This window comes from Streptomyces sp. NPDC089915 (assembly GCF_040684675.1).
In the GTDB taxonomy this organism is placed as follows: Bacteria; Actinomycetota; Actinomycetes; order Streptomycetales; family Streptomycetaceae; genus Streptomyces.
The window spans coordinates 61,749-87,754 of record NZ_JBFBGN010000002.1 but is presented as its reverse complement, the minus strand read 5'-3'; the positions used below and the strand labels follow the sequence as shown (position 1 = coordinate 87,754).

General features: G+C 72.5%; 25 protein-coding genes and 1 pseudogene. 11 read left to right on the top strand and 15 right to left on the bottom strand.

Annotated features, from left to right (window positions below; genetic code table 11):
• Positions 1 to 86: 86 nt before the first annotated feature.
• Entirely contained in the window at positions 87 to 737 is a 651-nt protein-coding gene (locus AB0O29_RS01255) for a fasciclin domain-containing protein (RefSeq protein ID WP_365144160.1), read from the top strand.
• A gap of 51 nt (positions 738 to 788) precedes the next feature.
• Entirely contained in the window at positions 789 to 1,790 is a 1,002-nt protein-coding gene (locus AB0O29_RS01250) for an L-threonylcarbamoyladenylate synthase (RefSeq protein WP_365144157.1), read from the top strand.
• Between the two features lie 61 nt (positions 1,791 to 1,851).
• Here the strand turns inward: AB0O29_RS01250 and AB0O29_RS01245 are convergent, their stop codons facing one another.
• From AB0O29_RS01245 to AB0O29_RS01230, 4 genes are all read right to left on the bottom strand, one after another.
• Positions 1,852 to 2,493: a carbonic anhydrase gene (locus AB0O29_RS01245; protein WP_365144154.1), complete on the bottom strand. Its 642-nt coding sequence runs from the start codon at positions 2,491 to 2,493 to the stop codon at positions 1,852 to 1,854.
• Between the two features lie 122 nt (positions 2,494 to 2,615).
• A complete protein-coding gene (locus AB0O29_RS01240; RefSeq protein ID WP_365144151.1) occupies positions 2,616 to 4,106 on the bottom strand; it encodes a multicopper oxidase domain-containing protein in 1,491 nt (496 codons plus the stop codon).
• Between the two features lie 177 nt (positions 4,107 to 4,283).
• Entirely contained in the window at positions 4,284 to 5,657 is a 1,374-nt protein-coding gene (locus tag AB0O29_RS01235) for a histidine-type phosphatase (protein WP_365144148.1), read from the bottom strand.
• A gap of 156 nt (positions 5,658 to 5,813) precedes the next feature.
• Positions 5,814 to 6,275, bottom strand: coding sequence for a transcriptional repressor (locus AB0O29_RS01230; RefSeq protein WP_365144145.1), 462 nt, complete (start codon positions 6,273 to 6,275; stop codon positions 5,814 to 5,816).
• Between the two features lie 191 nt (positions 6,276 to 6,466).
• On the opposite strand from AB0O29_RS01230, the gene katG reads away from it, so the two are divergent.
• Complete coding sequence (gene katG, locus AB0O29_RS01225; protein WP_365144142.1) at positions 6,467 to 8,656, top strand: catalase/peroxidase HPI; 2,190 nt, start codon at positions 6,467 to 6,469, stop codon at positions 8,654 to 8,656.
• A 114-nt stretch (positions 8,657 to 8,770) separates the two neighbouring features.
• On the opposite strand, the gene AB0O29_RS01220 is transcribed toward katG, so the two are convergent.
• Genes AB0O29_RS01220 through AB0O29_RS01210 form a run of 3 tightly spaced genes read right to left on the bottom strand, consistent with a single transcriptional unit; the run spans position 8,771 to position 10,859 of the window.
• Positions 8,771 to 10,000 (bottom strand): aromatic acid exporter family protein, encoded by a 1,230-nt coding sequence (locus AB0O29_RS01220; protein WP_365144139.1) that lies wholly within the window; start codon positions 9,998 to 10,000, stop codon positions 8,771 to 8,773.
• Between the two features lie 58 nt (positions 10,001 to 10,058).
• Positions 10,059 to 10,457 carry an STAS domain-containing protein gene (locus tag AB0O29_RS01215; RefSeq protein WP_365144136.1) on the bottom strand — a complete coding sequence of 133 codons (399 nt, stop codon included), beginning with the start codon at positions 10,455 to 10,457 and terminating at the stop codon, positions 10,059 to 10,061.
• 42 nt (positions 10,458 to 10,499) lie between these two features.
• Positions 10,500 to 10,859 (bottom strand): helix-turn-helix domain-containing protein, encoded by a 360-nt coding sequence (locus AB0O29_RS01210; protein WP_365144133.1) that lies wholly within the window; start codon positions 10,857 to 10,859, stop codon positions 10,500 to 10,502.
• A 140-nt stretch (positions 10,860 to 10,999) separates the two neighbouring features.
• Between AB0O29_RS01210 and AB0O29_RS01205 the strand changes: the two genes are divergently transcribed.
• Positions 11,000 to 12,580, top strand: a complete 1,581-nt coding sequence (locus AB0O29_RS01205) for an FMN-binding glutamate synthase family protein (protein WP_365144370.1) — start codon at positions 11,000 to 11,002, stop codon at positions 12,578 to 12,580.
• Between the two features lie 54 nt (positions 12,581 to 12,634).
• Positions 12,635 to 13,731 (top strand): annotated as a pseudogene (locus tag AB0O29_RS01200) (thiamine pyrophosphate-binding protein).
• A 91-nt stretch (positions 13,732 to 13,822) separates the two neighbouring features.
• On the opposite strand, the gene AB0O29_RS01195 reads toward AB0O29_RS01200, so the two are convergent.
• Positions 13,823 to 14,386: a PepSY domain-containing protein gene (locus AB0O29_RS01195; RefSeq protein WP_365144130.1), complete on the bottom strand. Its 564-nt coding sequence runs from the start codon at positions 14,384 to 14,386 to the stop codon at positions 13,823 to 13,825.
• Positions 14,387 to 14,705: 319 nt separating this feature from the next.
• Here AB0O29_RS01195 and AB0O29_RS01190 point away from each other — a divergent pair, with 319 nt between their 5' ends.
• The 3 genes from AB0O29_RS01190 to AB0O29_RS01180 all read left to right on the top strand — a co-directional run bounded on the left by AB0O29_RS01190 (position 14,706) and on the right by AB0O29_RS01180 (position 16,052).
• Positions 14,706 to 15,113, top strand: a complete 408-nt coding sequence (locus AB0O29_RS01190; RefSeq protein WP_365144127.1) for an STAS domain-containing protein — start codon at positions 14,706 to 14,708, stop codon at positions 15,111 to 15,113.
• A gap of 178 nt (positions 15,114 to 15,291) precedes the next feature.
• Positions 15,292 to 15,627, top strand: coding sequence for a hypothetical protein (locus tag AB0O29_RS01185; protein ID WP_365144124.1), 336 nt, complete (start codon positions 15,292 to 15,294; stop codon positions 15,625 to 15,627).
• A 149-nt stretch (positions 15,628 to 15,776) separates the two neighbouring features.
• Entirely contained in the window at positions 15,777 to 16,052 is a 276-nt protein-coding gene (locus tag AB0O29_RS01180; protein WP_365144121.1) for an isoamylase early set domain-containing protein, read from the top strand.
• A 38-nt stretch (positions 16,053 to 16,090) separates the two neighbouring features.
• Here AB0O29_RS01180 and AB0O29_RS01175 read toward each other — a convergent pair whose 3' ends face one another.
• The gene (locus AB0O29_RS01175) at positions 16,091 to 17,089 is read right to left on the bottom strand and encodes a zinc-binding alcohol dehydrogenase family protein (RefSeq protein ID WP_365144118.1); all 999 of its coding nucleotides are present in this window, start codon (positions 17,087 to 17,089) and stop codon (positions 16,091 to 16,093) included.
• A gap of 108 nt (positions 17,090 to 17,197) precedes the next feature.
• Here AB0O29_RS01175 and AB0O29_RS01170 point away from each other — a divergent pair, with 108 nt between their 5' ends.
• A complete protein-coding gene (locus AB0O29_RS01170; RefSeq protein ID WP_365144115.1) occupies positions 17,198 to 17,671 on the top strand; it encodes a MarR family transcriptional regulator in 474 nt (157 codons plus the stop codon).
• A gap of 18 nt (positions 17,672 to 17,689) precedes the next feature.
• Here the strand turns inward: AB0O29_RS01170 and AB0O29_RS01165 are convergent, their stop codons facing one another.
• The 3 genes from AB0O29_RS01165 to AB0O29_RS01155 form a co-directional block, all read right to left on the bottom strand.
• A complete protein-coding gene (locus tag AB0O29_RS01165) occupies positions 17,690 to 20,134 on the bottom strand; it encodes an Orn/Lys/Arg decarboxylase N-terminal domain-containing protein (protein ID WP_365144112.1) in 2,445 nt (814 codons plus the stop codon).
• Between the two features lie 180 nt (positions 20,135 to 20,314).
• Positions 20,315 to 20,650: a DUF6204 family protein gene (locus tag AB0O29_RS01160; protein WP_365144109.1), complete on the bottom strand. Its 336-nt coding sequence runs from the start codon at positions 20,648 to 20,650 to the stop codon at positions 20,315 to 20,317.
• The gene (locus tag AB0O29_RS01155) at positions 20,643 to 21,362 is read right to left on the bottom strand and encodes a TetR/AcrR family transcriptional regulator (RefSeq protein ID WP_365144106.1); all 720 of its coding nucleotides are present in this window, start codon (positions 21,360 to 21,362) and stop codon (positions 20,643 to 20,645) included. Before AB0O29_RS01155 ends, AB0O29_RS01160 begins: the two co-directional genes overlap by 8 nt.
• 109 nt (positions 21,363 to 21,471) lie before the next feature.
• Between AB0O29_RS01155 and AB0O29_RS01150 the strand changes: the two genes are divergently transcribed.
• A complete protein-coding gene (locus AB0O29_RS01150; RefSeq protein ID WP_365144103.1) occupies positions 21,472 to 23,088 on the top strand; it encodes an MFS transporter in 1,617 nt (538 codons plus the stop codon).
• Between the two features lie 159 nt (positions 23,089 to 23,247).
• Here AB0O29_RS01150 and AB0O29_RS01145 read toward each other — a convergent pair whose 3' ends face one another.
• A complete protein-coding gene (locus tag AB0O29_RS01145; RefSeq protein WP_365144100.1) occupies positions 23,248 to 23,451 on the bottom strand; it encodes a CsbD family protein in 204 nt (67 codons plus the stop codon).
• An 84-nt stretch (positions 23,452 to 23,535) separates the two neighbouring features.
• Positions 23,536 to 23,715, bottom strand: a complete 180-nt coding sequence (locus AB0O29_RS01140) for a hypothetical protein (RefSeq protein ID WP_365144097.1) — start codon at positions 23,713 to 23,715, stop codon at positions 23,536 to 23,538.
• 132 nt (positions 23,716 to 23,847) lie between these two features.
• Here AB0O29_RS01140 and AB0O29_RS01135 point away from each other — a divergent pair, with 132 nt between their 5' ends.
• Positions 23,848 to 25,050, top strand: coding sequence for a glutamate--cysteine ligase (locus AB0O29_RS01135; protein WP_365144094.1), 1,203 nt, complete (start codon positions 23,848 to 23,850; stop codon positions 25,048 to 25,050).
• 43 nt (positions 25,051 to 25,093) lie between these two features.
• On the opposite strand, the gene AB0O29_RS01130 is transcribed toward AB0O29_RS01135, so the two are convergent.
• Complete coding sequence (locus AB0O29_RS01130) at positions 25,094 to 25,945, bottom strand: SDR family NAD(P)-dependent oxidoreductase (protein WP_365144091.1); 852 nt, start codon at positions 25,943 to 25,945, stop codon at positions 25,094 to 25,096.
• Positions 25,946 to 26,006: the final 61 nt, after the last annotated feature.

Sequence of the window (26,006 nt, the reverse complement as noted above, 5' to 3'; positions counted from 1 at the left end):
CCACCCGGAGGGCCCCGAGGCCCGCACCGGGCAGCACCGCCAGCCACGTCAACACCTGATGAAAACCCTTCAAGGAGCAATCGATCATGAACAGCCTGAAGATCCGCCGCACCGCGATCGCCGTCTCCGCAGCCGCCCTGCTGCCCTTCTCCCTCGCCGCGTGCTCCGACTCCGGCAGCACCGCCAAGGCCGCGCCCCCCGCGGCGGCCGGCGACGAGGCGAAGACCGGCGAGAGCACCGCCGCGAGCGACGCGGCCACCGGCGACCAGCCCTTCGGCCCGGCCTGCGCCGGAGTCCCGAAGGAAGGGGCCGGTTCCTTCGACGGCATGGCCAAGGACCCCGTCGCCACCGCCGCCTCCAACAACCCGGCCCTGTCCACCCTGGTGGCGGCGGTCAAGAAGGCCGGGCTCGTCGACACCCTCAACAACGCCAAGGACATCACCGTCTTCGCGCCCACCAACGACGCCTTCGCCAAGATCCCGAAGGCTGACCTCGACAAGGTCCTCGCCGACAAGGCCACCCTGACGAAGATCCTCACCTACCACGTCGTCGGCCAGAGGCTCACGCCCGGGCAGCTGGAGAACGGCAGCTTCGAAACGCTGGAGAAGGGGATGGTCACGGCGAAGGGATCCGGCGAGTCCTACAAGGTCAACGACACCTCCCACGTGGTGTGCGGCAACGTCAAGACCGCCAACGCCAACGTCTACATCGTCGACACCGTCCTGATGCCCAAGTAGCACGCGCCGGGGCCGGGCAGGGGCGGGTCGTGGCGGTGGGAGGATGGAAGGGTGACCGTACGAACCATGGACATCGAGAAGGCTGCCGAACTGCTGCGCGCCGGGGGGCTGGTGGCCTTCCCGACGGAGACCGTCTACGGACTGGGCGCCAACGCCGAGGACTCGGAGGCCGTCAGCCGCACCTTCCAGGCCAAGGGGCGCCCGCCCAACCACCCTCTGATCGTGCACCTCGCCGGCGCGCACCAGCTCGACGGCTGGGTCGCCGGCGTGCCCGAGACGGCACGGCTCCTCGCGGAGCGGTTCTGGCCCGGCCCGCTGACACTCGTCCTGCCCCGCAGCCCGCGGGTGCCCCTCGAGGCGACCGGCGGCCTGGAGACGGTCGCGGTCCGGGTCCCCGACCATCCGGTGGCACTCGCGCTCCTGTCCGCCTTCGGCGGGGGCGTCACCGCCCCGTCCGCCAACCGCTTCGGCTCAGTCAGCCCCACCACCGCCGAGCACGTCCGCACCGAACTCGGCGACCGGGTCGACCTCATCCTCGACGGCGGCCCCAGCGACGTCGGGGTCGAATCGACCATCGTCGACCTCACGGGCCCCGCCCCCGCCATCCTGCGCCCCGGCGGGGTGACGCGCGAGGACCTCGAAGCCGCACTGGGGCACCCGCTGGCGGTCCCCGCGACGAGCAGCGTCCGGGTACCGGGCCAGCATCCCTCGCACTACGCCCCCCGGGCCCGCGTCGTACTCGTCGCTCCCGGTGACATCCCGGCCGAGGCACACCGCGCGCGGGAGGCCGGGCACCGGGTGGGTGTCCTGCTGCCCCCCTCCCTGGCGGCGGCGACGGTCACGGCGGCGCACGCCGTCAGGTCCGTCCCCGCCTCGACGGCCGCTTACGCGCGCGGCCTGTACGGGTTCCTGCGCGAGCTCGACCACACGGGCTGTGACCTCATCCTGGCCTCCCTGCCGAGCGAGGAGGGACTGGGACTGGCGATCGCCAACCGGCTCCGGCGTGCCGCCGGACCCCGGCCCTCCTCCGCCCCAGGCCACCACGCGGGATGACCACCCGGCGCGGACGGGCTGTGGGCGCGGGCAGGGCAGGGGCGGCGAATCGGCTGTGGTTCTAGCGCGTGAGAACGGGGTCCTCGCGCAGCCCCTTGGCGGCGACCAGCCGGGCGGAGCCGTCGGCCAGGCGGTAGGACAGGCCCGCCACGGCCAGACGGCCGTCCGCGACGCGCTCGGCCAGGACGCGGGAGCGTTCCAGCAGCTGGTCGACGGTGCGGCGTATGTGCTCGTGGAGGATCTCCTCCGGCGCCTCGTGTCCGGCGGCACGCGCGGCCAGCACGCTCGGGGTCACCCGTTCCACCACGTCACGCACGAAGCCGGCGGGGGTGCTGCCGCCGTCGGCAGCGGCCGTCGCCGCGGCCACGGCCCCGCACGAGTCGTGGCCCAGGACCACCACCAGCGGGCTGTCCAGCACGCTCACGCCGTACTCGATGCTGCCCAGCACCTCGGCCCCGGCCACATGGCCGGCGGTGCGCACCACGAACAGGTCCCCCAGCCCCCGGTCGAAGATGATCTCGGCGGCCAGCCGTGAATCCGAGCATCCGAACATGACCGCGAAGGGACGCTGGACCGGTGCGGTCTCCATCCGGCGCGCGGCGTCCTGGTTCGGGTGCTCCAGTGCTCCGGTCGTGAACCGCTGGTTGCCGGCCAGCAGCATCTCGAAGGCGGCGTCGGGGGTCAGCGGCGGTATACCTGTCATGGCGGCAGGCTACGACCTGCCCCGCATGACGGCACGCCCGGGGTACCGGACGGCAGCCGTCAGGGTTCGTGCCGAGTGACGGAGCGCCCTCGGGCGCGGCGCCCGGCCGGCGTGTGGGGGTGTCAGCCGTGTGGGCCGGCATGGCCGGTCGGGAGGGTGCGGGGGACCTCGGCTTCCGTGCCGGGTTCGACGATCACGAACTGGCCCATCATGCCCCGGTCCTCGTGGCGCAGGATGTGGCAGTGGAACATGTAGGGCGTCCTGGGGTCGGTGAAGTGCCCGAACTCCACGGCGAGCCGCACCTTCGACTTCGCCGGGAGGAAGACGGTGTCCTTCTGCGACCGGTACCACTGCGGGGGCGGGCTGCCGTCGATGTCGAGGACGCGGAGGGCGACCTCGTGGATGTGGAAGTTGTGCGCGTGGTCTCGGGCCTCGACCTCCCAGATCTCCCGTGCCCCGGCCGGTACGACCTCGTCGATGCGGTCCATGGCGTAGTCGCGGCCGTTGATCTCGTCGTCCCCGTCGAGGCGGAAGCCGCGCACCCGGGCGTCGGCCGGCACCTCGATGGGCGGAGTCGTCCCCAGGTGGTCGGGAACCTCGGACGAAGGGCGGAGCCGGTCGGCGGCGATGATCTTCAGGAGGTCGAAGTCCCCCTTGTCGATGGGGTCCCGGCCACCGGAACTGCGCAGGATCACGCTCTCGCCCGGTGAGAAGGCGACGACGATCTCGGCACGCTCGGCGGGGCTCAGCGAGATCCGGTCCACCTGGGCCGGGGCCGGAAGCAGCCCGGCGTCGGCCCCGACGACCTGGAAGGCGCGTCCGTCGGCGAACCCGATGTGGAAGAGGCGGGAGTTGGAGGCGTTGAGGATCCGCAGGCGTACCCGCTGGGAGCCGACCTTCAGGTGGGGGTCGAGGGTGCCGTTGACGAGGATCCGGTCGCCGAGGAAGAAGACCGAGTCGTCGAGCCGCTTCTCCGACAGGGTGCCGTCGTCGTTGAGGACCTTGTCCTGGACGATGAGCGGGAAGTCGTCGACTCCGTAGGTCCTGGGCAGGTCCAGGGCCTGGGACCGGGGGTCGTCGAGCAGGAACATCCCGGCCAGGCCCCGGTAGACGTGCTGGACGGTGTAGCCGTGGGGGTGGGGGTGGTACCAGGTGGTGGCCGCGGGCTGCTCCACGGTCCAGTGCGGGCTCCAGGTGGCGTCCGGTGCGATGATCCGCTGGGGTCCGCCGTCCATCAGGGCCGGCACCCGCATGCCGTGCCAGTGGACGGTGGTGTCCTCGCCGATCCGGTTGACGACGTTCACCCTGACCCGGTCTCCGCGTGAGGCCCTCAGGGTCGGCCCCAGGTAGGGGCCGTTGAACCCCCAGGTCGGGGCCGGCTTGCCGGGCAGGAACTCCGTCCGGCCGCGCTGCGCGGTCAAGGTGAAGGTCTTCACCCCGGCCGAGTCCACGACGGGCTCCAGCAGGGGCGGGATCCGCACCGGGTTGGCGAAGCCGGAGGCGCCGCCGTCCGACGGACGGCCGGTCGCCCGGCCGGCGGCAGGACGGGACGGGGATCCACAGCCCTGGGTACCGGCGGCCGCTGCCAGCAGGAGGAACGCGCGACGTCTCACCCGAGCACCTTAGGGCTCACATCGGGATGAAGCGCGCATGTCGGTCTTCCGGGTCGGCACCGGCATGCCCGGAGCCTCTGCCACACCCTGGTCGTCAGCGGCGCCGGGGGTGTCCGGTCGCGCCGCCGATCGCGCGTCCCGGCAGCGCCCGAGGCCGCCGCGGCGGAGGCGGGGGGTTCAGGTGTGGGCGAGGCAGCGCTTGAGTTCGTCGAGCTCGTAGAAGTAGCTGCCCTTGGACACGGGCTTGCAGGAAGGCTTGAAGGCCGTCTCCTTCTCGTTGTAGAGCATGCGCACGAGGTGGCGGGCGGGCCGGCCCTCGGAGGGCGTGTTCGCGAACAGGTCCCACTGGATGTTCGCCGCCATCGGCGAGACCTCGGCCCCGCGCCACGGGTTGTTCCCGTACGTGTAAGGCTCCCCCGGTTCGGCGGGCTCGGTGCTGCCGGGCAAGCCCATCAGCGCGGCGAGCGGCTCGATCTCCTCGGCATGGGTGAAGCGCAGCACCGCGCCGTTGCGGTTGGTGCCGGAGGCCTTGGCCTGGGCCTGGGCGAGGAGGTCGTCGAGGAGGACGCCGGCCATCTTGTAGGTGATCGTGCGTCCGCTGAACCCGGGGCCCTTCTGGTAGAACTCCTCCGCGTCGTCGAGGTAGGCGAACCACTGGGCGTCGCGGTGGGTCAGGAACGGGGTGAAGTCGACGTCCGGCGCCTCCACGGCCAGGTCGGGCACCGCGCTGTAGAGCTGGGACAGCGAACGGGCGAACGAGATCCGCGCCTCGGCGGACAGCGCCGACGCGAAGTCCTTCCGGAAGAGGCGCGCGACGACGCGGTGCGCCGCTTCGTCGGTGCGCGGGTCGCCGTCGATGCCCGTGAGGACCGCGGTCAGCTGCGGATCGCTCTTCACGTACGCCTGGTAGTCGGCGTTCTGCGGCTGCTTGTGGAAGTACAGCAGGTTCTTGTCGGTGACCGGCTCCTCGATCAGGCCCGCCAACGCCGGCTCCCCCGAGGCCAGACCACCCGTGAACGCGTCGGCGCTCGCCACCGCGCGCGGCACGCCCGACGTCTCCACCACGATGGGCTCGTGCCGGGCGGCGATGCCCGCGACGAGGCTCGGCAGCCGCTGCTCCAGGCGCAGTGCCGTCTGCCGGTGCTCGTCCGCGCCGCGGGCGGAGAGGTTGCCGTAGCCGAGCGCCGAGGCGGCGGCCAGCAGTGAGCGCACCTGCGGGCCCAGACGCTCACCGAGACCGGTGAGGGAGCCCTGGTCCTGGGCCTTCTGCAGGACGGTGAGCACGGCGTCACCGTCGCCGCTGTCCGTCATGGCGCGGGAGCCGTGGCGGGCGACGCTCTCGGTGAAGACCGGCGCGAAGCCCTCCGGAGCGTTCTGGTAGCGGCCGGGCCTGCCCTGCGGGGAGTACGGGGTCTTCGTCCCGTAGACGTCGCGCCCCGCGTGTGCGGTGCCGGTCCGCTCTCCGGCGGAGGCGGTGCCTGAGGTGAACAGCACGCCGGCGGCGAGGGTGACGACGGCCATGGCGGCGGACGAGGGGGCGGTGCGCTTCACGGCGGCCCTTCGGTTCGGGTCGGGCTACCGTTCGGTAGCTTCGGTCTGCCGCAAGGTGCCACGACCACACGAATGCCTGCCTACATTGTCCCATGGCTCGGGTTACGGGGTACTGAACGCGGGTCGGAGGCGGTCACGCGGGCGTCGGCTTCGTCGTCACCGATGCGTTGGGGGGCCGGACGGGGGCGCCGGCCGTGGAGCGGGAGCGCACGTCGGGCACAGGCCGCGGTAGACGATCTCGACGGCCGACACGCTGAAGCCGAACCGCTGCTCGTCGGGGAGGCCGGCCACCGGGTCTCCGACCGGGTAGACGTCCCGGATCAGGCCGCAGCCGGAGCACACCAGGTGGTGGTGCGCGTGGCCCGCGTTGGGGTCGTAGCGCTTCGCGCGCCCCTGGGCGGACACCTCCAGCACCTCGCCGAGCAGGACCAGTTCACCGAGGGTGCTGTAGACGGTGGCCCGTGAGATCTCGGGCAGCCTGCGTGCCGCGCGGGCGTGTACCTCGTCGGCCGTCAGGTGGACGTGCTCGCCCATGAGGGTCTCCACGACGACACGCCGCTGGGACGTCATGCGCCAACCGCGCCCGCGCGATCTCAGCCGCTCCAGCAGGTCATTCATTTCGGCTCACCTGTTCAGACTCGGCGGAATGATGAAAATCTTCGATTGCCGCCGCTTGTCGTGTGAACGCGCTCAGCGTGTTTTCGCGCCGGTGCGGTCCCGGATACGCGACCATACGAACGTCGAAACATACTCGATTATCTGCATCATCCATGAGGATATGCAGCACCGAGACGGAAAGAGGAACGGACGTGTCCGGCAGCGAAAGCGAAAACCCCGCGATCCCCTCCCCGACCCCCGCGCCGGCCCGCCCGAGGGCGAACGGGGACTGGTGGCCGAACCAGCTGGACCTCCAGGTCCTCCACCAGCACTCGCCCCGTTCCAACCCGATGGGCGAGGACTTCGACTACGCGCAGGAGTTCAGATCCCTCGACGTCGAAGCGCTGAGACGGGACGTCTTCGCGGTGATGACGGACTCGCAGGAGTGGTGGCCCGCCGACTACGGCCACTACGGCCCCCTCTTCATCCGGATGAGCTGGCACGCCGCGGGTACGTACCGCATCGCCGACGGCCGGGGCGGTGGCGGCTCGGGCGCACAGCGCTTCGCCCCGCTCAACAGCTGGCCGGACAATGCGAGCCTCGACAAGGCCCGCCGGCTGCTCTGGCCGGTGAAGCAGAAGTACGGCCGGCAGATCTCATGGGCCGACCTGCTGGTATTCGCCGGAAACTGCGCCATGGAATCCATGGGGTTCAAGACGTTCGGATTCGGCTTCGGGCGAGAGGACATCTGGGAGCCCGAGGAAATCTTCTGGGGGCCCGAGGACACCTGGCTCGGAGACGAGCGCTACAGCGGCGAACGCGAACTCTCCAATCCCCTCGGCGCCGTACAGATGGGGCTGATCTACGTCAATCCCGAAGGCCCCAACGGGAATCCGGATCCGATCGCCGCCGCTCGCGACATCCGGGAGACCTTCGCCCGCATGGCGATGAACGACGAGGAGACCGCCGCGCTCATCATCGGCGGCCACACGTTCGGCAAATGCCACGGCGCGGTCGGTCCCGACTACATCGGTCCCGAACCGGAGGCCTGTCCGGTCGAGCAGCAGGGCATCGGCTGGAAGAACACCTATGGCACCGGCGCGGGCGTCGACTCGCTCACCAGCGGGCTCGAAGGCGCCTGGACCACCGATCCGACCAAGTGGGACAACGGGTACCTGGACAACCTGTTCAAGTACGACTGGGAACTGACGACGAGCCCGGCCGGCGCGCAGCAGTGGACGCCCACGGACCCCTCGGCCCAGGGCACGGTGCCCGATGCCCACGACCCGTCGAAGCGGCACGCCCCCATGATGCTGACGACGGACCTCTCGCTGAAGCTGGATCCGGTCTACGGGCCGATCGCGAAGGGCTTCCACGAGAACCCGGAGCGGCTCGCGGACGCGTTCGCCAAGGCCTGGTACAAGCTGCTGCACCGCGACATGGGCCCCCTCACGCGTTACCTCGGCCCCTGGATTCCCGAGCCTCAGCTGTGGCAGGACCCGGTACCGCCGGTCGACCACCCCCTGGTCGGGGATGCGGAGATCGCCGACCTCAAGCGCCGGATCCGCGCCTCCGGCCTGTCCGTCCCCCAGCTGGCCGCCACCGCGTGGGCGTCGGCGGCGAGCTTCCGCGGCACCGACAAGCGCGGTGGGGCCAACGGGGCGCGGATCCGGCTCGCGCCGCAGAAGGACTGGGAGGTCAACTCCGGGTCCGAGGTGGCCGAGACCGTGGCCGCCCTCGACCGGATCCGCCAGGATTTCAATGCCGCACAGTCCGGCGGGACGAAGATCTCCCTGGCCGACCTCATCGTCCTGGGCGGGTGCGCGGCCGTCGAGCAGGCAGCGCAGGACGCCGGGCACGACGTCCAGGTCCCGTTCGCACCGGGACGCACGGACGCCTCGCAGGAGCAGACCGACGTGGAGTCGTTCGCGGTACTGGAACCCGGTGCGGACGGGTTCCGCAACTATCTCCGGGCCGGGGAGAAGCTGCCGCCGGAGACGCTCCTGCTGGACCGTGCCAACCTGCTGACGCTGACCGCGCCCGAGATGACGGTGCTGGTCGGCGGCATGCGCGCCCTCGGTACCGGTTTCGAGCGGTCCCCGCACGGCTCCTTCACGCACCAGCCGGGGACGCTGACCAACGACTTCTTCGTCAACCTGCTCGACATGGGGACGGAATGGACCCCGTCGGCCTCGGACGAGAACGTGTTCGAGGGCCGGGACCGCGGCACGGGCGAGCGCAGGTGGACGGCGACCGCCGTCGACCTCGTCTTCGGCTCGCACTCCCAGCTGCGCGCCGTTTCCGAGGTCTACGCCTCCCGTGACGCGGGAGAGAAGTTCGCGCGCGATTTCGTGGCGGCGTGGAACAAGGTGATGAACCTCGACCGGTTCGACCTCGGCTGAGTCCGTCGCCCGGCTTCCCGGTCGGCCGCTCATCGGCCGGCCGGGAGGCCTCGGGGCCGCGGGGCCGCCTGGAAGTCCGCACGGCCCGGTCGGGCTTCGTCCGCGCACGCGGTCTCAGCGGCGGGCCGCACTGCGCAGGGCTCGGTGGAGGCGGGTGCCGGCTTCGTGGCGGAGGCGCGAGTGCCGGTCCAGTTCCTCCATGAGGCGCTGGGAGCGCTTGTCCACGTCGAGTTCGTCCAGCACCCGGTCGACGTCGGCGAGCAGCGCGCCGTGCAGCTGCCAGTGCGCGGGCGAGGTCTGCAGCTGCTCCAGCAGCAGGCGTGCCAGCAGGTCGCGGGAGTCGCGTGCCATGCCCAGCTCCCGCGTGAGGCGGTCCTCCTGCTCCTCCGCGTTGGTGGTGACCTGGGCGGTGATCAGGCGGGAGAAGCTGTGGACGGCGAGCGCCATGTGCCCGAACAGATCCTGCAGGGCCCGGGTCACCGCCGGGGAGAACAGCGGCTCGTCGGCGCGTGCCTTCGCCAGGTCGGTGAGCGCGCGGGCCGATACGCGCAGGACGACGGCGCAGATCTCCAGGGTGTCCAGGCCGGTGCGCAGGACCAGGCGGAACATCAGACCCTCGCGGACGCGGGGGTTCATGCGCAGGCTGTCCTCCGCCTGGCGCAGAGCGGCGTCCACCCCGGCGATGTCGTTGTCGAGGCGGCGCGCCTCGTGCAGCCGGGTCGCGGCCCCGGCGACCGTGGTCCGGCCGGTGAGCTCGTCGGCCATGCCGGTCATCAGCGCGGCCATCCGGGCGGCCAGGTCGTCGATGGCGCGGCTGGCGGGCTCCACCCAGACGGGCGGGGCGAACAGGAGGTTGAAGGCCAGCCCGACGACCGCGCCGATCAGCGTCTCCAGGACCCTGTCCCAGGCCGTGTCGGCCACCCGGGTGACACCGAGGACGAGCATCGCGCTGATCGCCACCTCGGGGACGAACTCGTCGACCCGCACGAGGTGTCCGACCACGAGGGAGGCCAGGATGACCAGGCCGAGGCTCCACCAGGTCAGGCCGACGAGCGCGCTGAAGCCGATGGCGACCAGCACCCCGGCCACGACCGAGTTCACGCGGCGTACGCCGGTGGTGAGCGTGGAGTAGAGGGTGACCTGGACCACGAGCAGGGCGGTCAGCGGGGCCGTCAGCGGCGCGGGCTCCTCGCTGAGCCGGAGCGCGACGACGTACGAGAGCACCGCGGCGCCGGTGGACCGTACGCTCTGCACCACCACGGGGTCACGCCGCCTGGCGGCCAGGCGGCGCGGGACGTGGCGGAGGCGCTGGAAGGGGCGGAAGCGACGTGTGGGATCCGGCATACCTTCGCCTCTTCCCCGTCGGCCGCCAGGTGCACGCGGTACGGCGGGATGGCTCGCGCTACGGGTGCTTCGGGTCGGGCCGGCCGCGGACCTTCAGCAGGCGGTCGGTCCCGCTGACGTCCAGCAGGTGGGCGACGGGGCGGCTGAGGGCGGTCAGTACGAGGGACTTGCCGGTCTTCGCGGCCAGGCGGTTCAGGTCCAGGAGGACGTGCAGGCCCTGGCTGTCGCAGAAGGTGACGGCGGACAGGTCGACATCGAGGCCGTCGCGGCTGGAGTCCAGAGCCGTGGAGAGGTCTTTGCGCAGGCCCTCGGCGTCATCCATGTCGATCTCGCCGGACACCCGGGCCAGCACCCTGTGCGGCCCGGGTTCGAAGGTCAGGGAGAGCGACGAAGGCGGCAGGATGGCGCCGGTGTCCCCTGCCGCGGGGGCGGGCAGACCGTCAAGAGGGGAGGTCATGGCCTTGCTCCCTTCACAACCCTGGAAAGTGGAGAGGGCAGGTCAGCCGTGAGCGCCGGGCTCACGGCCACCGCCGTCCGGGGGCGGGGCGCCGGCGGCCCCGATGGGCGAGCCGGCGGCCAGCAGTCGCAGGAGGTTCTCGATCTCCTGGTGGCCCTCGGCCGGATGCCGGAAGAGGGTGCCGGGCGTGACCTCGTAGTGGTTGCGGCGGCCGTGGCGAACCCGGGTGAGGTATCCCGCGCTCTCCAGGTCCCCGACGATGGCCTGCGCCGCCCGCTCCGTGAGCCGGCAGCTCTCGGCCAGATCGCGCAACCGGATCTCCGGATCGCGGAAGACCATGGCGAGGATCCGGGCGTGGTGCGTGACGAACGTCCAGCTGGTCCGAGGCTCGGCCGTTTCCATACCAGACATAGTACGATTTAAGGTTCCTGTTTCGCCAGACCTGAATCCGAGAGCACCATCAGGAACGCCCGGATCACTCCCCGCAGCCATCCCGGTCCCGGGCGGTTGGCCGGCCCTCATCCGGACAGAAGCGGCGTGTGGTGAAGATTCTCCTGGTGCCCCTCCTCGCAGTGGCCGCCTCCGGCGCGGCGGCCGCCGCCCTCCTCTGCTCGCCCGGGTGGTGGGCCGTGGCCGCGCCCCTGTTCCTGCTGGCCGTCACCGCCGGGCACGACCTCGTACAACGCAGGCACTCGGTCCTGCGGAACTACCCCCTCCTGGGGCACCTGCGCTTCGGCTTGGAGGCGCTGCGCCCGGAACTCCAGCAGTACTTCATCGAGCGGAACTTCGACGGCCGGCCCTTCGACCGCGACGTGCGCAGCATCGTCTACGAGCGCGCCAAGGGAACCGACGCGGAGGAGCCCTTCGGCACCGAACTCGACCTCTACCAGTCCGGAAGCGAGTACCTCGCCCCCTCCATGGCCCCCCGGCCGGTGTCGGAGGATCCGCCCCGGGTGCGGATCGGGGGCCCCGCCTGCACGCGCCCCTACGACATGGCCCTGCTCAACGTCTCGGCCATGAGTTTCGGCTCCCTGTCCGCCAACGCCGTCCTCGCCCTCAACACGGGCGCGCACGCCGGCGGGTTCGCCCACGACACCGGCGAGGGCGGGCTGTCCGCGTACCACCTGCGCCCGGGCGGGGACCTGGTGTGGGAGATCGGCACCGGCTACTTCGGGTGCCGCACGCAGGACGGCGGCTTCGATGAGCGGCAGTTCGCCGAGAAGGCCTCACACCCGCAGGTCAAATGCGTCTCGCTGAAGATCAGCCAGGGCGCCAAACCCGGGATCGGCGGGGTACTGCCGGGCGCCAAGGTCAACGCGGAGATCGCCCGGGTACGCGGGGTGCCGCAGGGCGAGACCGTCATCTCGCCGCCCTACCACCGCGTGTACTCCACCCCGCGCGAACTCGTCTGCTTCCTGGCCCGCCTGCGGGAACTGGCCGACGGCAAACCCGTCGGGTTCAAGCTCTGCGTCGGCTCGCGCCGCCAGTTCCTCGCGGTGTGCAAGGCGATGCTGGACGAGGACCTCACACCCGATTTCATCGTCGTCGACGGAGCGGAGGGCGGCACGGGCGCGGCCCCCCTCGAATTCGCCGACAACGTCGGCCTGCCGCTGAGCGAGGGCCTCATGACCGTGCACAACGCCCTGGTCGGCACCGCACTGCGCGACCGGATCCGCATCGGCGCCTCGGGCAAGGTCGCCACCGGCAGCGACATCGTCAAACGGCTCATCCAGGGCGCCGACTACACCAACGCCGCCCGGGCCATGATGTTCGCGGTCGGATGCATCCAGGCGCAGCGCTGCCACACCAACACCTGCCCCGTCGGTGTCGCCACCCAGGACGCACGGCGCGCCCGCGCCCTGGACGTCGGCGACAAGGCACGACGCGTCCGGCGCTACCAGGAGGCCACCGTCAAGAGCGCCCTGCAGATCATGGCCTCCATGGGCGTCGACGACCCGGCCGGGCTCCGCCCCCACATGCTGCTCCACCGCGTGGACCCGCACACCGTCCGCTCGTACGCCGAACTCCACACCTGGCTCACCCCGGGACAGCTGCTCGCATCCCCGCCCGAGAGCTGGGCAGACGACTGGACGACGGCCGAGCCCGACCGCTTCACCCACTGAACCCGAACCCCGGCCCCCAGACCCGGGGGCCGCAACCGACCGGAGGGCATCGCTGTGGCACGCACCGTCGCCCGCGTGATCGTGGACGCACTCCAGGAGCTGGGCGTCCAACACGTCTTCGGCGTCGTCGGAGACGCCCTGAACCCCTTGACCGAGGCCATCCGCACCACCGAAGGGCTGGAGTGGATCGGATGCCGGCACGAGGAGGCCGCGGCGTTCGCCGCGGGCGCACGCTCCCAGTTGTCCGGCACCATCGGCGTCTGCATGGGCACCGTGGGACCCGGCTCCGTGCACCTCCTCAACGGGCTCTACGACGCCGCCAAGAGCCACGCCCCCGTCCTGGCCGTCTGCGGGCAGGTCCCCCTCGCCGAGATCGGCAGCGACTACTTCCAGGAGGTCGACAACGACCTCCTCTTCCGGGACGTCGCCGTCCACCGGGCCACCCTCACCAGCCCGGCCCAGCTGCCCCGCCTGATCGAGTCCGCCGTACGCGCCGCCGTCACCCGGGGAGGCGTCGCCGTACTGACCGTCCCGGGCGACCTGGGCGACCAGGAGGTGACCGAGGACCGGCCGGCCCGCTTCGCACTGGACCGGGCGGTCACCCGCCCCGACGACCCCGCCCTCCAGCGCGCCGCGGAGCTGCTGAACCGGGCGTCCCGGGTCACGCTGCTCGTCGGCCAGGGCGCCCGCGAAGCCCGCCCGGAGGTCCTCGAGACAGCCGACGTGCTCGCCGCGCCCATGGTGCTGACCCTCAAGGCGAAAGGGGGCGCGGACTCGGCATGCTCCTCGGCGACCTCATGACCATCAGGACGTACCGGCTGCCGGTCAAACTGGTCGTCTTCGACAACCGCCGACTGGGCATGGTCAAGCTGGAGCAGGAGCAGACGGGACTCCCCGAGTTCGGCACCGAACTCGACAACCCCGACTTCGCGGCCGTCGCCACGGCCCTGGGCCTCACCGGAATCCGGATCACCGACCCGGCCGGACTCGACGAGGGCGTACGCCGGGCCCTGGCCACCCCCGGGCCGGTGGTCCTCGACGTCCTCACCAACCCCGAGGAGGTCGCCGTCCCCGGCAGGGCCACGGTGTCCCAGGGCTGGGGCTTCGCCCTCGCCAAGGCCAAGGAGATCCTCCCGAGCCGCAAGAGCTGACCGGGCGGTGCCCGTACGGGTATGGCGGTCCCCGCCGGGGGCGCGCCGCAGCCGCGCCCGGGTCGGGGCGCGGCTCCCGTCGCGGCCTCGCTCAGCCTGCGTCGTCCGAGTCGGACTGGGCGGTGACCTTGCCGGTCGTGGCGTCCACGGAGCCGTCCCAGGTCTTGCCGTCGGAGCCGCGTACCTCGACGTGCCAGGACGCCGCCTTGCTGTTGCCGTCGTCGTCCTCGTCGGAGTTCCACTCGACGCTCCGCGCCTCGCCCGGGTGGGCGGCGACGGCGGCCTTGAGTGCCTGTTCGGCGGTGACCTTGGCTGCCAGCAGGTCCTTGTGGCCGCCTGAGTCCTCGTCGGTGTCCACGTTGTCCCGGGTCACCTTCCCGCTCGCCGCATCGACCTTCAGCTCGGCGTGGCCCCTGCCGTCCTTGGTGATCACGTCCACGTGCCAGACGCCGGCGTCCCTGCTGAGGGACTCGATCACCCCGGGGTAGTTCCTGAGGGCCGCCGCGCCGGCTCCCTCGGCCGTGACGTCGGCCGGCGATGCGGCCACGGCCGCGGGAGACGCCTGTACCGGGTGCGTGGGCGCCGCGAGGGCGGCGGTCGTCGGGCCGCAGGCGAGCAGGGCCGCGGCCGCGGCGACGTACAGGTTGCGCTTCATGGGCTGGACCTCCTCAGGCCGACCAGGACCGCGTACCTGCGGTTGCCCGGGGCGGGCGGGCCGGCAGCGAGCGTTCCCGGCCATTCTCCGGCGGGCCGCCGGAGCCCGCAGCCCGGAGCGGGGGCGTCGGGATCCGCCCCCGGGCGGTCCCCCGCCGCCCGGGGTTCGCGCCGCGTCTGCCCGGCGAAACTCCCTGATTCCGGCCGGCGACGTCGTCGGCCCGGCTGCGTCACCCTGCGCGCCTGCGCCCGTTCGGGGGGCCGCCCGGCCAGGATGGAGGGCCCGGAGGCCTGGTCCTGCGGGCGGAAGGAGAAGCACATTGATCACCCTGGGCGTCCAGCGCTGCGGCAGTACGGTCCTGGCCGGCATCAGCGGACACCTCGACGAAGGTGCCGCGGGGCAGTTGCAGCAGGTGCTGGACGGCGTCACCGCCTATGAACGGGACCTCATGGTGGACGTGCACCACATGACGTCCATGGACGCCGGCGGACTGCTGCACCTCCTGGACCTGCACCGGCACGCGGAACTCCTGGGCCTGCGCGTCCTGGTGGTGGGCTGGCAGCCCCAACCCCAGCAGCTCATGGCCGAGGTCGCCGGCATTCCCGGACCCGGCACGGCCACCGGGGAACGGTTCGCGCTGGCCGGATTCCGCCGTCTGATCGAGCAGCGGGCGCAACGCGTGCGGGACCAGTCGGACTTCGCTGCCGGATCGCTACCGCGTTCGTAGAGGAAGCTCGCCCCGGGGATCCGGGGGGGCGGCCGGGGGGACGGCCCGGGCGGCGTTCCTCCCGCCGGGCCGTCGTACTGCTCCGCTTGGCGGGGCCGGGCCCCGGCGGGCGGGCGCGGCGTCGGCGCCCTCTGCGGGCCTGGGCCGACGGCGCCGCCGGGCGTTCTAGAGTGCCGCCGTGAACGATCACGAGAGCCCGTTCCCGGCCGCGGTCCGCGCCGTGCTGGAGGAGGCCGGGTTCGCCGAGAGCGCCGCCGGGGCGGAAGGCGTCCACATCGTCGCGCACGCCCGCGGCGTGATGGTGGGCTGGATGCCCCAGGACCTCCCGCGCCTGCGGGTACGCCGACGGGGCCCCCGGCGTGCGCGCAACCACGGCCGGTCCGACCTGCCCGGACTCCGTCACGCCTTCGGCCTGGCCCTGGCCGCGGCCTTCCGCAACGCCGGCTACGCCGTGGAGACGCGCGGGGACGAATGGCTCCTGGTCATCGACCCCGCCTACCGGTCGGAACTCTGAACCGCTTGGCGCCCCCTCCCCCGCCGCCACCTGGCCCCCGCATCCGTCCACGGTCGGGTGACCACCGACCGCCCGCAAGGCGCCTACGGCCGCAAACGGCGGGCGTGGGATGAGGATGCCTCGTTCCCGTTTCTCCCGTGGAGGTCTCGATGCTCGAACGCAAGCAGCTCAAGGGCCGTACCAAGGTCACCTTCGTCCTTCCCGAGGACAACCCGGACGGGCCGGTCAGCGTGGTCGGCGACTTCAACCACTGGAACCCCGACGCCCACCCCCTCACCCCCCGGGGCGACGGCACCCGCGCCGCGACCGTTGCCCTGCCCGCGCACAGCGCCCACTCCTTCCGCTACCTCGCCGCCGGCGACTACTGGTTCAACGACGAGCACGCCGACGGACGCGACGGCGCCAACAGCCGCCTCCACACCTGAGCGGATGGGCAGGGCACTGTCGTGCCGCCCATGCGGGGTCAGCTGAACAAGTCCGGCTCGGGCTCGGTCAGGTGCGGCTCGATGCGCAGGATGCTCTTGCCGTACGTCCCTCCCCGCGCGAGCCGGTCCGCGGCCTCGCCGAGGTCGGCCATCTCGTACTCGGCGGTGACGTCCGGCCGGACGTGGCCGTCGGCGACGGCTCTCAGGGCGTGCCGGGCGCTGTCGGCGAGCCGCTCGGGGTGGGTCCGGCTGAGCAGGTCGCTGTTGTAGGACATCACGGACCGGCCGCTCATCAGCAGTTCGTCGCCGTCGAGCGCGACGGGCGCGGAGCCGGCCAGAGCTCCGTACATGGCCAGCCGGCCGTGCGGGGCGAGGCGCCGCAGGCCGGCCAGGCGGGTGGCACCCCCGACCGGGTCGAGTACGACGTCGAACGCCTCCCCCTCCTGCGCCCGGCCCTCCCCGACGGCGGCGAACTCCGCCCGGGTGATGAGCCGGTCGTAGCCGAAGCGGGCTGCGTACGCGGCGCGTTCGGTGTCGCCGACCACGCCGACGACACGGCCGGCGCCGGCCGCCCGGGCGAACTGGGCGGCCATGGTGCCGACGCCGCCGGCCGCCGCGTGGACCAGGACGCGTTCGCCCGGCCGCACCCGGGTGACCGTGTGGACCAGGTCGTACGCGGTCGGTGTCGCCCAGCCGAACGCGGCGGCGGTGCGCGGGTCGATGCCCTCGGCGTCGAAGGTGAGCGCGGCGGAGGCGATCACCACCTCGGCGAAGGCGCCCCCTGCGGTCAGCGCGGTGACCGCCCGTCCCAGCAGGGCCTCGCTGACACCCGGGCCGACGCCGACGACGCGTCCTGCGGCTTCGAACCCGGCGACGAAGGGCCGCGGCACCGGGAAATGGCCCCGGCGCACGAGCACGTCACCCCACTGGATGCCGGCGTACCGGACGGCGACGGCGACCTGGCCGGGACCGGGGGCGGGCCGCGCGACGTCGGTGAGGTGGAACCGGTCGTCGGTGTCGAGGACGACAGCCTTCATGTCTCTGCTCCCTCAGATGAATCAGTATCCTGATACCTGCGAACGTGCCGACCGTACGAGTAACAGCATCCTGAGTCAACTAAGAAGACTGATTCACCTGGAGGGGCCATGCCCGATCCGTCCGCGCACCACCAGACCGGCGCCCCGGCCGAGGACTACCTGTGCAGCCGCATCCGGCGCGCCGAGCAGGCCCTGATGGGCCACCACGAAGCGGTCCTGCGCGGGCACGGGCTCACGATGACGCAGTACACCGTGCTCCTCGCCCTGGCGGCGGGGGCCGCCCTCTCCGGCGCGCAGCTCGCCCGGGCCTGCGGCGTCACCCAGCAGACGATGGCCACGGTCCTGACCGGCCTGCAGCGGAAGGACCTCATCGCCCGCACGCCGTCGCCGTCGCACGCCAAGGTCCTGCTCACGTCCCTGACCGACGAGGGGCGCGCCGTGCTGGACCGCGCCTACCAGGAGGTCATCGTCCTGGAGCGAGCCCTCACCGAGGCCTTCGAACCGGAGGAACACGCCGCCCTGTGCGCCCTCCTGGAACGCGCCACCGCCGTACTGGCCGGGCAGACCCCGCCGCGCCGGTAGGGCTCCGGCGCCTCGGATTCAGCCGGCCGTCGCGGCGCCGGGCGTGCGGAGGCATTCGATGAGGTAGTCGCCGGTGTCGGGGTCGAGGGTGACGCCGTGGGCCTCGCTGCCGAAGCCGGGGAAGGCGCGGTCGAAGGCCTCGAGGGCGGTGAGGTAGCGCAGCAGGGGGCCGTCGGAGGTGCCGAGGGATTCGCCGGGCATCAGGACGGGGATTCCGGGTGGGGTGACGGTGACCATGGCCGCCGCGATCCGGTTGGCGGCGTCGGCCAGGCGGACGCGTTCGGTGCCGCCCCGGACGAGCTGCTGGTAGCAGTGGCGGGGCGGGTGGACCGGGGTGGGCAGGTCGTGGAAGGCCTCGTCGAGGGCGGTGATGAAGGCGCCGCGGGTGAGGTGCTCGTGCATCCGCGCGCACAGTTCGCGCAGGGTGGTGTTGCGGTATCGGGACCGGTGGCGTGACACGAGGGCGGGCAGGACCCGGTCGAGGGGGGCGTCGGTGTCGTAGAGGGCCTTGAAGTCCATGAGGGCGTCCATGAGGGTCCCCCACTTGCCCTTGGTGATGCCCATGGAGAACAGGATGAGGGTGGTGTAGCTGTCGGTCTTCTCCACGACGATGCCGCGGGTGGCGAGGTATTCCGTCAGGACGCGGGCGGGGATGCCCCAGGGCTGGGTCTGGCCGGTGGCGGTGACGCCGGGGCAGGTGAGGGTGACCTTGACGGGATCGAGGAGGCAGTGGCCGTCGGTGAGCCCGTCGAATCCGTGCCAGGCGGCGCCGGGTTCGAGCTGCCAGCAGGCGGGGTCGGTGGCCAGGAGGGTGGCGGGGGCGTCGGCGAGGGGGATGCGGGTGCCGGTCGCGGGGTCGGTTACGTGTTCGGGCTGCCAGATGCCGAAGAACCAGTCCGGGCGGTCCGCGGCGGCGGTGATGCGGCGGCCGGTGCGGACGACCGCCTGCCGGAAGCGGATCGCCTCGGTGACGGCCTCGTCGATCAGCCACCGCCCCTGGGGGCCGTCCATCATCGCCGCGGCCACGTCGAGGGAGGCGATGCCCGGGTAGAAGGCGGAGGTGGTGCCGTGCATCATGAACGCCTCGTTGAAGCGGTCGTGTTCCACCGGCGCGCGTGGCGCGGTGCGGACGTGGACCATGGCGCACTGGGAGAGCGCGGCGAGGAGTTTGTGGGTGGAGTGGGTGGCGAACACGGTGGGCCGGTCATCGGCCGGGAGCGTGTCGGCGGTCACGGCCATCCCGTAGCGCCCCCGGTAGAGGGGGTGGAAGCGGGCGTAGGCGAACCATGCCTCGTCGAAGTGGAGGCGGGGGGTGCTGGGGGCGAGGGTGCGGGCGGTGGCCACGGTGTCGTAGCACAGGCCGTCGTAGGTGGAGTTGGTGATGACCGCGTACTGGGCGTCGGCTGATGCGGCTCCGGCGGTGAGGGGGTTGGCGGCGATGCGGTCGGCGATCGCCGGCCGGGCGATGCCGGCGGGTGGGAGGGGCCCGGCGAGGCCGTATCCGTTGCGGGTCGGGACGAGGTAGACGGGGCGGGCGCCGGAGACCACGAGGCCGTGGAGGACGGACTTGTGGCAGTTGCGGTCGACCAGGGCGATCTCGTCGGCGGTGACGCTGTAGTGGCCGACCATCCGGTTGCACGTGGAGTCGCCGTGCAGGACGAAGTAGGTGCGCTCGGCGCCGAAGACACGGGCGGCGTTGCGTTCGGCCTCGCCGATCGGCCCCGAGTGCTCGTACAGGGAGCCGAGTTCCCCGACGGAGATCGACAGGTCGGTGCGGAAGAGGCGCTCGCCGTAGTAGTCGAAGAACGCCCGGCCGGCCGGCGACTTCAGGAACGCGACCCCGCCGGAGTGGGCGGGGGTGTGCCAGGAGTACTCGTGCGCGTCCTCGAACCGCTTCAGGGCGCGGAAGAACGGCGGCAGGACGTCCGCCAGGTAGGTGCGGGCGGCGGCCGCGACGCGGCCCGCGATGAATGCGGGGGTGTCCTCCAGCGGCCAGATGTAGCCGACGACCGTCTCGGACACCCACAGCGGCAGGTGTTCGAGCTCGTGGTCGGAGCCGTCGGACATCAGCAGGAAGACGGGCAGGTCCTTGAACCGGTGACGGATCCTGTCCAGGACCTCCGCACCGCCCGTCGGCAGCCCCTCCGACCGGCCTGGATCCGTGACGTGTTCACCACGGCCGGAGCGGGGTGCCCCGGCGTCGGCGCGCTGTCCTTCGGGACGGCCGCGCACGTCCTCGGCGCGGGTGCCGGCGGGCGGGCGCGGCAGATCCCAGGCGACCACGGCGGCCGCGATGCCGGCTTCCGTCTGCAGCATCGCCCGGGCGTCCCGCGCGTCCCCCGCACGCCGCAGCTCCAGGCCCCGGTTCTCCAGCTCCTTGCCGATCCGCCTGAGCTGCTCGGCGCCCACCCCGCCGCCGAGGGGGTCCTCACGCAATGCCAGCAGCACCGTGCCGTTCGCCATCGATCCGTCCGCCTTCCAGCACACCGGGGAGCCCGCGCGGGGCGGTTCCAGTCTGGAGTGGCGACCGGTGCCGCCGACGGCCCGTTCGGGCACATTCACCCGCAGGAGGACGGCACCGGCCCCCGGCGGGGAAGGCGCCGGCCGGAGCCGCCGGGGGCGTGGGGCGGGCCGGGACGGCGGTCAGGCCCGGCGGGGGCGGCGGACCTTCATGTCGTCCACGCTGGTGACCTTGGTGCGCAGGGCGCCGTGGCCGATGCCGCGTGCGGCGAGGGCCGCGGCCGCCCGGTCGCAGGCCGTATCGCCCGCCGTCTCGTCCGCCCGGTCGGCCGGCTGCCGGACGACGCAGCGGAAGGAGAAGGCGCGCAGCTCCCGGTCGTAGACGAGGGTGCCGTCCTCGGTGAACGCGGCCCTGAGGATGTCGTGTTCGTCGGCGGAGGCGAGGAGTTCGGTGCGCCGGGTGTCGTCGAGGTCGGCGAACACGCCGCGGACGATGACCCGGTAGGTGCGCTCACTCATGGGGCGGTCCCTCATTTCGTACGTCGGGGTCCTGCTCGCGCAGGGTGGACAGTCCGTCCAGGAGGCGTTCGAGGGCGAACGAGAACCGGTCCTCCATGGACGGTTCGGTCAGGTCGCCGGCGAGCGCGATCAGGTTGGGGAAGGTCTCCTGCGGCAGCCGGCGCAGCTGCTCCCCCGCGGCCGTGGCGACCTCCCGGCGGCCGGCGCCCATGGCCTCGGACGCCGACAGGGGGCCCTGCTCCTGGAGCACGAAGCCCTGGACGAACGCGCCGAGCAGGTAGTTGATCATGGCGGCGTCGGCGTCGGAGAAGCCGGCCTCCCGCAGCCGGCCGAGCTGGTCCTCCATCAGGCGCAGCAGGTGCGGGCCCGGGGCGAGCCGGCCCGCGACGACCTTGGCGGCGTCGCGTTTGCCGAGCAGGTGCCGGCGGTAGCGCACGCAGTACTCGCGCACCTGCTCCCGCCAGTCGCCCTCCCGGGGCGGGGCCTGGGCGTCGGCCATGAGCTCGTCGGTGAGCAGGTCGAGCAGCTCCTCCTTGTTGCGTACGTGCCAGTAGAGCGAGGCCGCCTTCACCCCCAGCTCGGAGGCGAGCCTGCGCATCGACAGGCCGCCCACGCCCTCGCGCTCCAGTACGCGCAGGGCGGCCTGGGCGAGCGCCTGGCGGGTGAGTCCCGGCTGCTGCGGGCCGTCGTCGCCCGCGCCCTTCACGGCCATCGGCCACCTCCTTCTCGGGTCCCACCGGAAATCCCGTTTGCCAACTAACACCGTTAGGGGCAGTCTAGCCGCACCGATCCGACGACTAACACTGTTAGGGAGTGTGATGATGAAGACGCCTGCCCGGCACAAGGGCCTCGTGCTCGCCACACTGTGCGCCACGATGTTCATGGCGATGCTCGACAACGTCATCGTCAACAACGCGCTGCCCCGTATCGGGCAGCAGTTGCATTCCGGCGTCAGCGGACTGCAGTGGGTGGTGGAGGGCTACAGCCTGGTCTACGCGGCGCTGCTGCTCACCGGCGGAACCCTCGGCGACCGCTACGGCCGCCGGCGGATCTTCCTCACCGGCCTGGCCCTCTTCACCGCGGGCTCGGCGGCCGCGGCACTGTCCGGCTCGACCGGCACGCTGATCGCCGCCCGGATGCTCCAGGGCCTCGGAGCGGCCCTCCTCACACCGGGCAGCCTGTCCATCCTGCGCCACGTCTTCACGGACGAGAAGGAGCGGGCCCGGGCCGTCGGCCTCTGGTCCGGTGTCTCCGCCCTGGGCCTGGCCGTCGGTCCCGTCCTGGGCGGGCCGATCGTGGACGCGTTCGGCTGGGCCGCCGTCTTCTGGATCAACGTCCCCATCGGGGTGGCGGGGCTGCTGCTCGCGGCCCGGGTGCTCCCCGAGTTCGCGGCCCGCACCCGGCGGCTGGACCTGCCGGGCCAGGCACTCTCCGCACTGGGATGCGGCGCTCTGGTGTACGCGCTCATCGAGGGGCCCGCCCGGGGCTGGACCGATACCAGGGTGCTCGCCCTCGCCGCCGTGGCGGCGCTGACCCTGTCGGCCTTCCTCGTGGTCGAGGCCCGCAGCCCCGACCCCATGCTCGACCTGCGCTTCTTCCGGGACCGGGTGCTCGCCGGAGCCGCGCTGAGCGGGTTCATGATCAGCTTCGGCATGTTCGGAGCCGCGTTCTTCCTGCCGCTGCTCATGCAGGACGTGATGGGCTGGTCCCCGTCGGACGCCGGCGTGGCGGGGCTGCCGATGACCGCGATGATCGTCGTCGCGGCGCCCCTGTCGAGCGCGCTCACCTCGCGCCACGGGCCCCGGCTCCCGCTGGTCACCGGCCTGACCCTGTGCGCCACGGGGCTCGGCGCCCTCTCCCTGTACGGCACACACGCCCACTACGCGCAGTACGTCTGGGTCCTGCTCACCATGGGCCTCGGCATGGGGATGACGTTCACGCCCGTGTCCATCACGGTCATGCGGCGCGTCGACCCGGCCCGGGCCGGCATGGCCTCCGCCACCCTCAACACCCTGCGCGAGCTCGGCGGCGTCATCGGCATCGCCGTCCTCGGGGCCGTCCTCGGCAGCCGGCTCACCAGCACCCTGGCCGACTCGCCGCACCGGCTCGGCGCACCGTCCGAACTCGGCCGCCACCTCCCCAGCACCGTCCCCGACGGCGCGGGCGCCCTGCCCGCCCCCGTCCGCGACGCCGTCGACGCCGCCTTCATCGACGCCCTGCACCTGGCGCTGCGCTGCGGCAGCTCCGCCCTGGCCGGGGCGGCGCTCCTCGTCGCACTGCTCCTCCGCCCGCCACGGCGCCCCACCCCGCCGCCCGGCGGCGAGGGGCCGGCCCCACAGCCGGAGGGAATGCCAGCGGCAACCTGCCGGACATCCGGCACGGCCTCGCCTTCGAGGCCCGTCACGCCACAGCGGCCGTCATCAGCGAGTTCGTCCTGAACCACGCCACCGGAGCGAAGCGCGGAGCCGTCCGCCCCTGACCCCGCGCCGGCCGGCTCCGCGGCAGGCCGGGGCGTGCACGCGCAGGACGCGCGGCAGGTCCCCGGCAGCGCGAGCCGGGGACCTGTCGTGGAGATCTGCCGTACGTCCTGGACCGGTTCAGGGTTCCTGGCGGCGGTCGCGCAGGGAGTCCTTGATCCCGCGGGCCTGTTCCTGCGCCTTGTCGGCGGCTTCGCGGACCTTGCCCTTGAGCTGGTCCGTCTTGCCCTCGGCCTGCATCCGCTCGTTGCCGGTCGCCTTGCCCGCGACCTCCTTGGCCTTGCCCTTGGCCTGCTCCATCTTTCCCTTGGCCTTCTCCGCCATGAGGAAACACACCCTTTCCGAGAAACGGTCGGTCGCTGGACAAACTAGGTGAGATCGGAAGGATTCGCTCGTCGAGGCGGCCGGTCAGCGGTCCGGCACGGGCGGTGGATCGTCGGCCAGTGCCAGGCCGAGCATGTCCAGCAGCAGCCGCAGGTCCTCGCCGCATGTGGCATGGGAGGCGACGGCCCGGCGAGCCGCGGCACGATCCGTCCTGTCGATACGCGTCAGCAGCGCGGGTTCCTCGCAGGCGAAGGGATCTTTCATCCCCCGATGCCACCACCTCCCGCCCGGAACCGCAGCCGGGACTGCTCCATCGGACCCGGACCCCCGGCGCACCGGCCGAGCCTGCCCGAAGGCCGTCTCCCCGAGCGGCACCGTCTGTGCCACGATGACCGCGTGACCCGCGAACAGTCGCCGCAGACGTCCCCGGAGCACCTCCGTTCGGCCCCTGTGGCCGTAGCGCCCCAGGCGGGGCGGGCCAGGAGACCGCTGCTGACGGTCGGCGCCGAAGAGGAGTACCTCCTGGTCGACCGGGTGACCCGGGAGTTACGGCCGGAGGCGCCGAAGGTGGTGGCCGAGGCGGCCGCCGAGCTCGGGGACCGGGTGACCACCGAGATCACGAGCTACCAGGTCGAGGTACGCACCGATCCGCACTCCGGCCTCGACCTGTTCGCCGAGCAGATCCGGTCGATGCGGGCGGCCGTCGCACGCGCCGCCGCCCGCCACGGCCTGGCCGCCGTCTCCAGCGGCACACCGGTACTCCCCCAGCCGCTGCCGCCCCCGCTGACCGAAGGAGACCGGTACGCGCGGAGCGCCGCCGCGTTCGGCGCCCTCGACGACGAGCAGAGCATCTGCGCCTGCCACCTCCACGTCGGCGTCCCGGAGCTGGGGACGGCGCTGCAGGTGGGCAATCACCTCCGGCACCGGCTCCCGGCGCTGATCGCCCTGGCGGCCAACTCGCCTTTCTGGCAAGGGCGGGACACCGGTTACACGAGTTGGCGCACCATGGCCTGGGCCCGATGGCCGGCCGCCGGTCCGCCCCCGTACATCCGGTCCGTGGCCCACTTCGAGGGCCTCGTCGCCGATCTCATCGCGACCGGGGGCATCCTGGACCGCGGCGGGCTGTACTGGGACATCCGGCCTTCCCACCACGCGCCCACCCTGGAGGTCCGGGTCGCCGACGCCACGGCCACCGCCCGGGACACCGTGCTGCTCGCCGCGATCGTCAGGGCCCTGGTCGACACCGCCCTGACCGACATCGAGGCCGGACGGCCCGCGTTCGAGCCGTCCACGGAGATCCTGCGCGCCGCCTGCTGGCGCGCCGCCCGTGACGGCCTGGCGGGCGAGGCGGTCGATCTCCGCAGCCACCGTCTCGTGCCCGCCGCCTCCCTGGTGGAGGAGCTGCTGACGGACCTTCGGCCGTCCCTGCTGCGCCACGGCGACCTGGGGACCGTGACGGAGGGCTGGGCCGTGCTGCGCGCGGTCGGCAACGGTGCCGACCGCCAGCGGGCGGCTCACCGCGAGCGCGGTGGCCTCACGGGCGTCGTGGACTATTTGGCGGACACCATGACCGCCGCCGACGGCGGCCCCCGGGGGTGAGGGGCGGGCTCGCCGTGGTCATGTTCCCGGCGGGACGGGTGGCCTACGGCCCGTCGACGGCGTCGGTCACGGGCTGCCAGCCGTCCAGGTCCGCGATCCGCGCCTCCAACGCGGGGCGCATGGCCGTCGTGCTGGAGGTGCCGAGGGCCAGGCGCAGCGGCGGGTTGGGGCTCTCGACCGCCGTGCGGATGCCCGCGGCGATGCGTGCCGCGGCGGAGAAGGCGGACGCAGGCAGCTCACCGATGCCCTTCTGGACCTCGCGGACGGTCTGGTCGTAGTCGGTCAGGCCGGCGGCGACGTCGAGGTTGGCGAGGAAGGGGGTCGCTGTCATTCCGGGCTGGATGACCGTGACCTTGATGCCGAGTGGTGCGACCTCGGCCGCGAGCGCGTCCGACAGGCCCTCGACCGCGTACTTGGTCGCGGCGAGCAGACCCACGCCGGCGTGGGCGGACTGCCCGTAGACGGATGAGCCCTGGAGGACGTGGCCGGACCGCTGGGCGCGGAGCACCGGCAGCGTGGCGCGCAGGACGTTGAGGACCCCGAAGACGTTGGTGTCGAACACGGCGCGGACCTGCGCGTCGGACGCCTCCTCGACGGCTCCGAACAGGCCGTATCCCGCGTTGTTGGCGACGACGTCGATACGGCCGAAGCGGGTGAGCGCGGCCTCCACCGCGCCTTGGACGGCCCGCTCGTCCCGTACGTCCGCCTGGATGAGGAGGAGGCGCTCACCGTGCGCCCCGGCCGGTTCGGCGAGGGAGGAGGTGTCGCGGGCGAGGGCCGCGACGGTGTCGCCGTTCTCCAGTGCCTGGAGGGTCAGTTCGCGGCCGATGCCGGACGTCGCGCCGGTGATCAGCCAGGTACGGGCGGGGGGCTGGGTGTGGGATGAGGTGTTCATGTTGCGACCGTAAGTCGTTAGCCCGCAACGAGTCAACCGAGATCGTTGGGAATGTTGCCCA

What these genes read in the sequence shown, in the direction of transcription:
- AB0O29_RS01220 (WP_365144139.1), bottom strand. Translation starts at nt 10,000, where the DNA reads ATGCCGGATCCCACACGTCGCTTCCGCCCCTTCCAGCGCCTCCGCCAC.
- AB0O29_RS01155 (WP_365144106.1), bottom strand. Translation starts at nt 21,362, where the DNA reads ATGGCCGTGAAGGGCGCGGGCGACGACGGCCCGCAGCAGCCGGGACTC.
- AB0O29_RS01130 (WP_365144091.1), bottom strand. Translation starts at nt 25,945, where the DNA reads ATGAACACCTCATCCCACACCCAGCCCCCCGCCCGTACCTGGCTGATC.
- AB0O29_RS01175 (WP_365144118.1), bottom strand. Translation starts at nt 17,089, where the DNA reads ATGAAGGCTGTCGTCCTCGACACCGACGACCGGTTCCACCTCACCGAC.
- AB0O29_RS01140 (WP_365144097.1), bottom strand. Translation starts at nt 23,715, where the DNA reads ATGAAAGATCCCTTCGCCTGCGAGGAACCCGCGCTGCTGACGCGTATC.
- AB0O29_RS01180 (WP_365144121.1), top strand. Translation starts at nt 15,777, where the DNA reads ATGCTCGAACGCAAGCAGCTCAAGGGCCGTACCAAGGTCACCTTCGTC.
- AB0O29_RS01145 (WP_365144100.1), bottom strand. Translation starts at nt 23,451, where the DNA reads ATGGCGGAGAAGGCCAAGGGAAAGATGGAGCAGGCCAAGGGCAAGGCC.
- AB0O29_RS01195 (WP_365144130.1), bottom strand. Translation starts at nt 14,386, where the DNA reads ATGAAGCGCAACCTGTACGTCGCCGCGGCCGCGGCCCTGCTCGCCTGC.
- AB0O29_RS01255 (WP_365144160.1), top strand. Translation starts at nt 87, where the DNA reads ATGAACAGCCTGAAGATCCGCCGCACCGCGATCGCCGTCTCCGCAGCC.
- AB0O29_RS01150 (WP_365144103.1), top strand. Translation starts at nt 21,472, where the DNA reads ATGAAGACGCCTGCCCGGCACAAGGGCCTCGTGCTCGCCACACTGTGC.
- AB0O29_RS01230 (WP_365144145.1), bottom strand. Translation starts at nt 6,275, where the DNA reads ATGAATGACCTGCTGGAGCGGCTGAGATCGCGCGGGCGCGGTTGGCGC.
- AB0O29_RS01210 (WP_365144133.1), bottom strand. Translation starts at nt 10,859, where the DNA reads ATGGAAACGGCCGAGCCTCGGACCAGCTGGACGTTCGTCACGCACCAC.
- AB0O29_RS01170 (WP_365144115.1), top strand. Translation starts at nt 17,198, where the DNA reads ATGCCCGATCCGTCCGCGCACCACCAGACCGGCGCCCCGGCCGAGGAC.
- AB0O29_RS01165 (WP_365144112.1), bottom strand. Translation starts at nt 20,134, where the DNA reads ATGGCGAACGGCACGGTGCTGCTGGCATTGCGTGAGGACCCCCTCGGC.
- AB0O29_RS01215 (WP_365144136.1), bottom strand. Translation starts at nt 10,457, where the DNA reads ATGACCTCCCCTCTTGACGGTCTGCCCGCCCCCGCGGCAGGGGACACC.
- AB0O29_RS01160 (WP_365144109.1), bottom strand. Translation starts at nt 20,650, where the DNA reads ATGAGTGAGCGCACCTACCGGGTCATCGTCCGCGGCGTGTTCGCCGAC.
- AB0O29_RS01245 (WP_365144154.1), bottom strand. Translation starts at nt 2,493, where the DNA reads ATGACAGGTATACCGCCGCTGACCCCCGACGCCGCCTTCGAGATGCTG.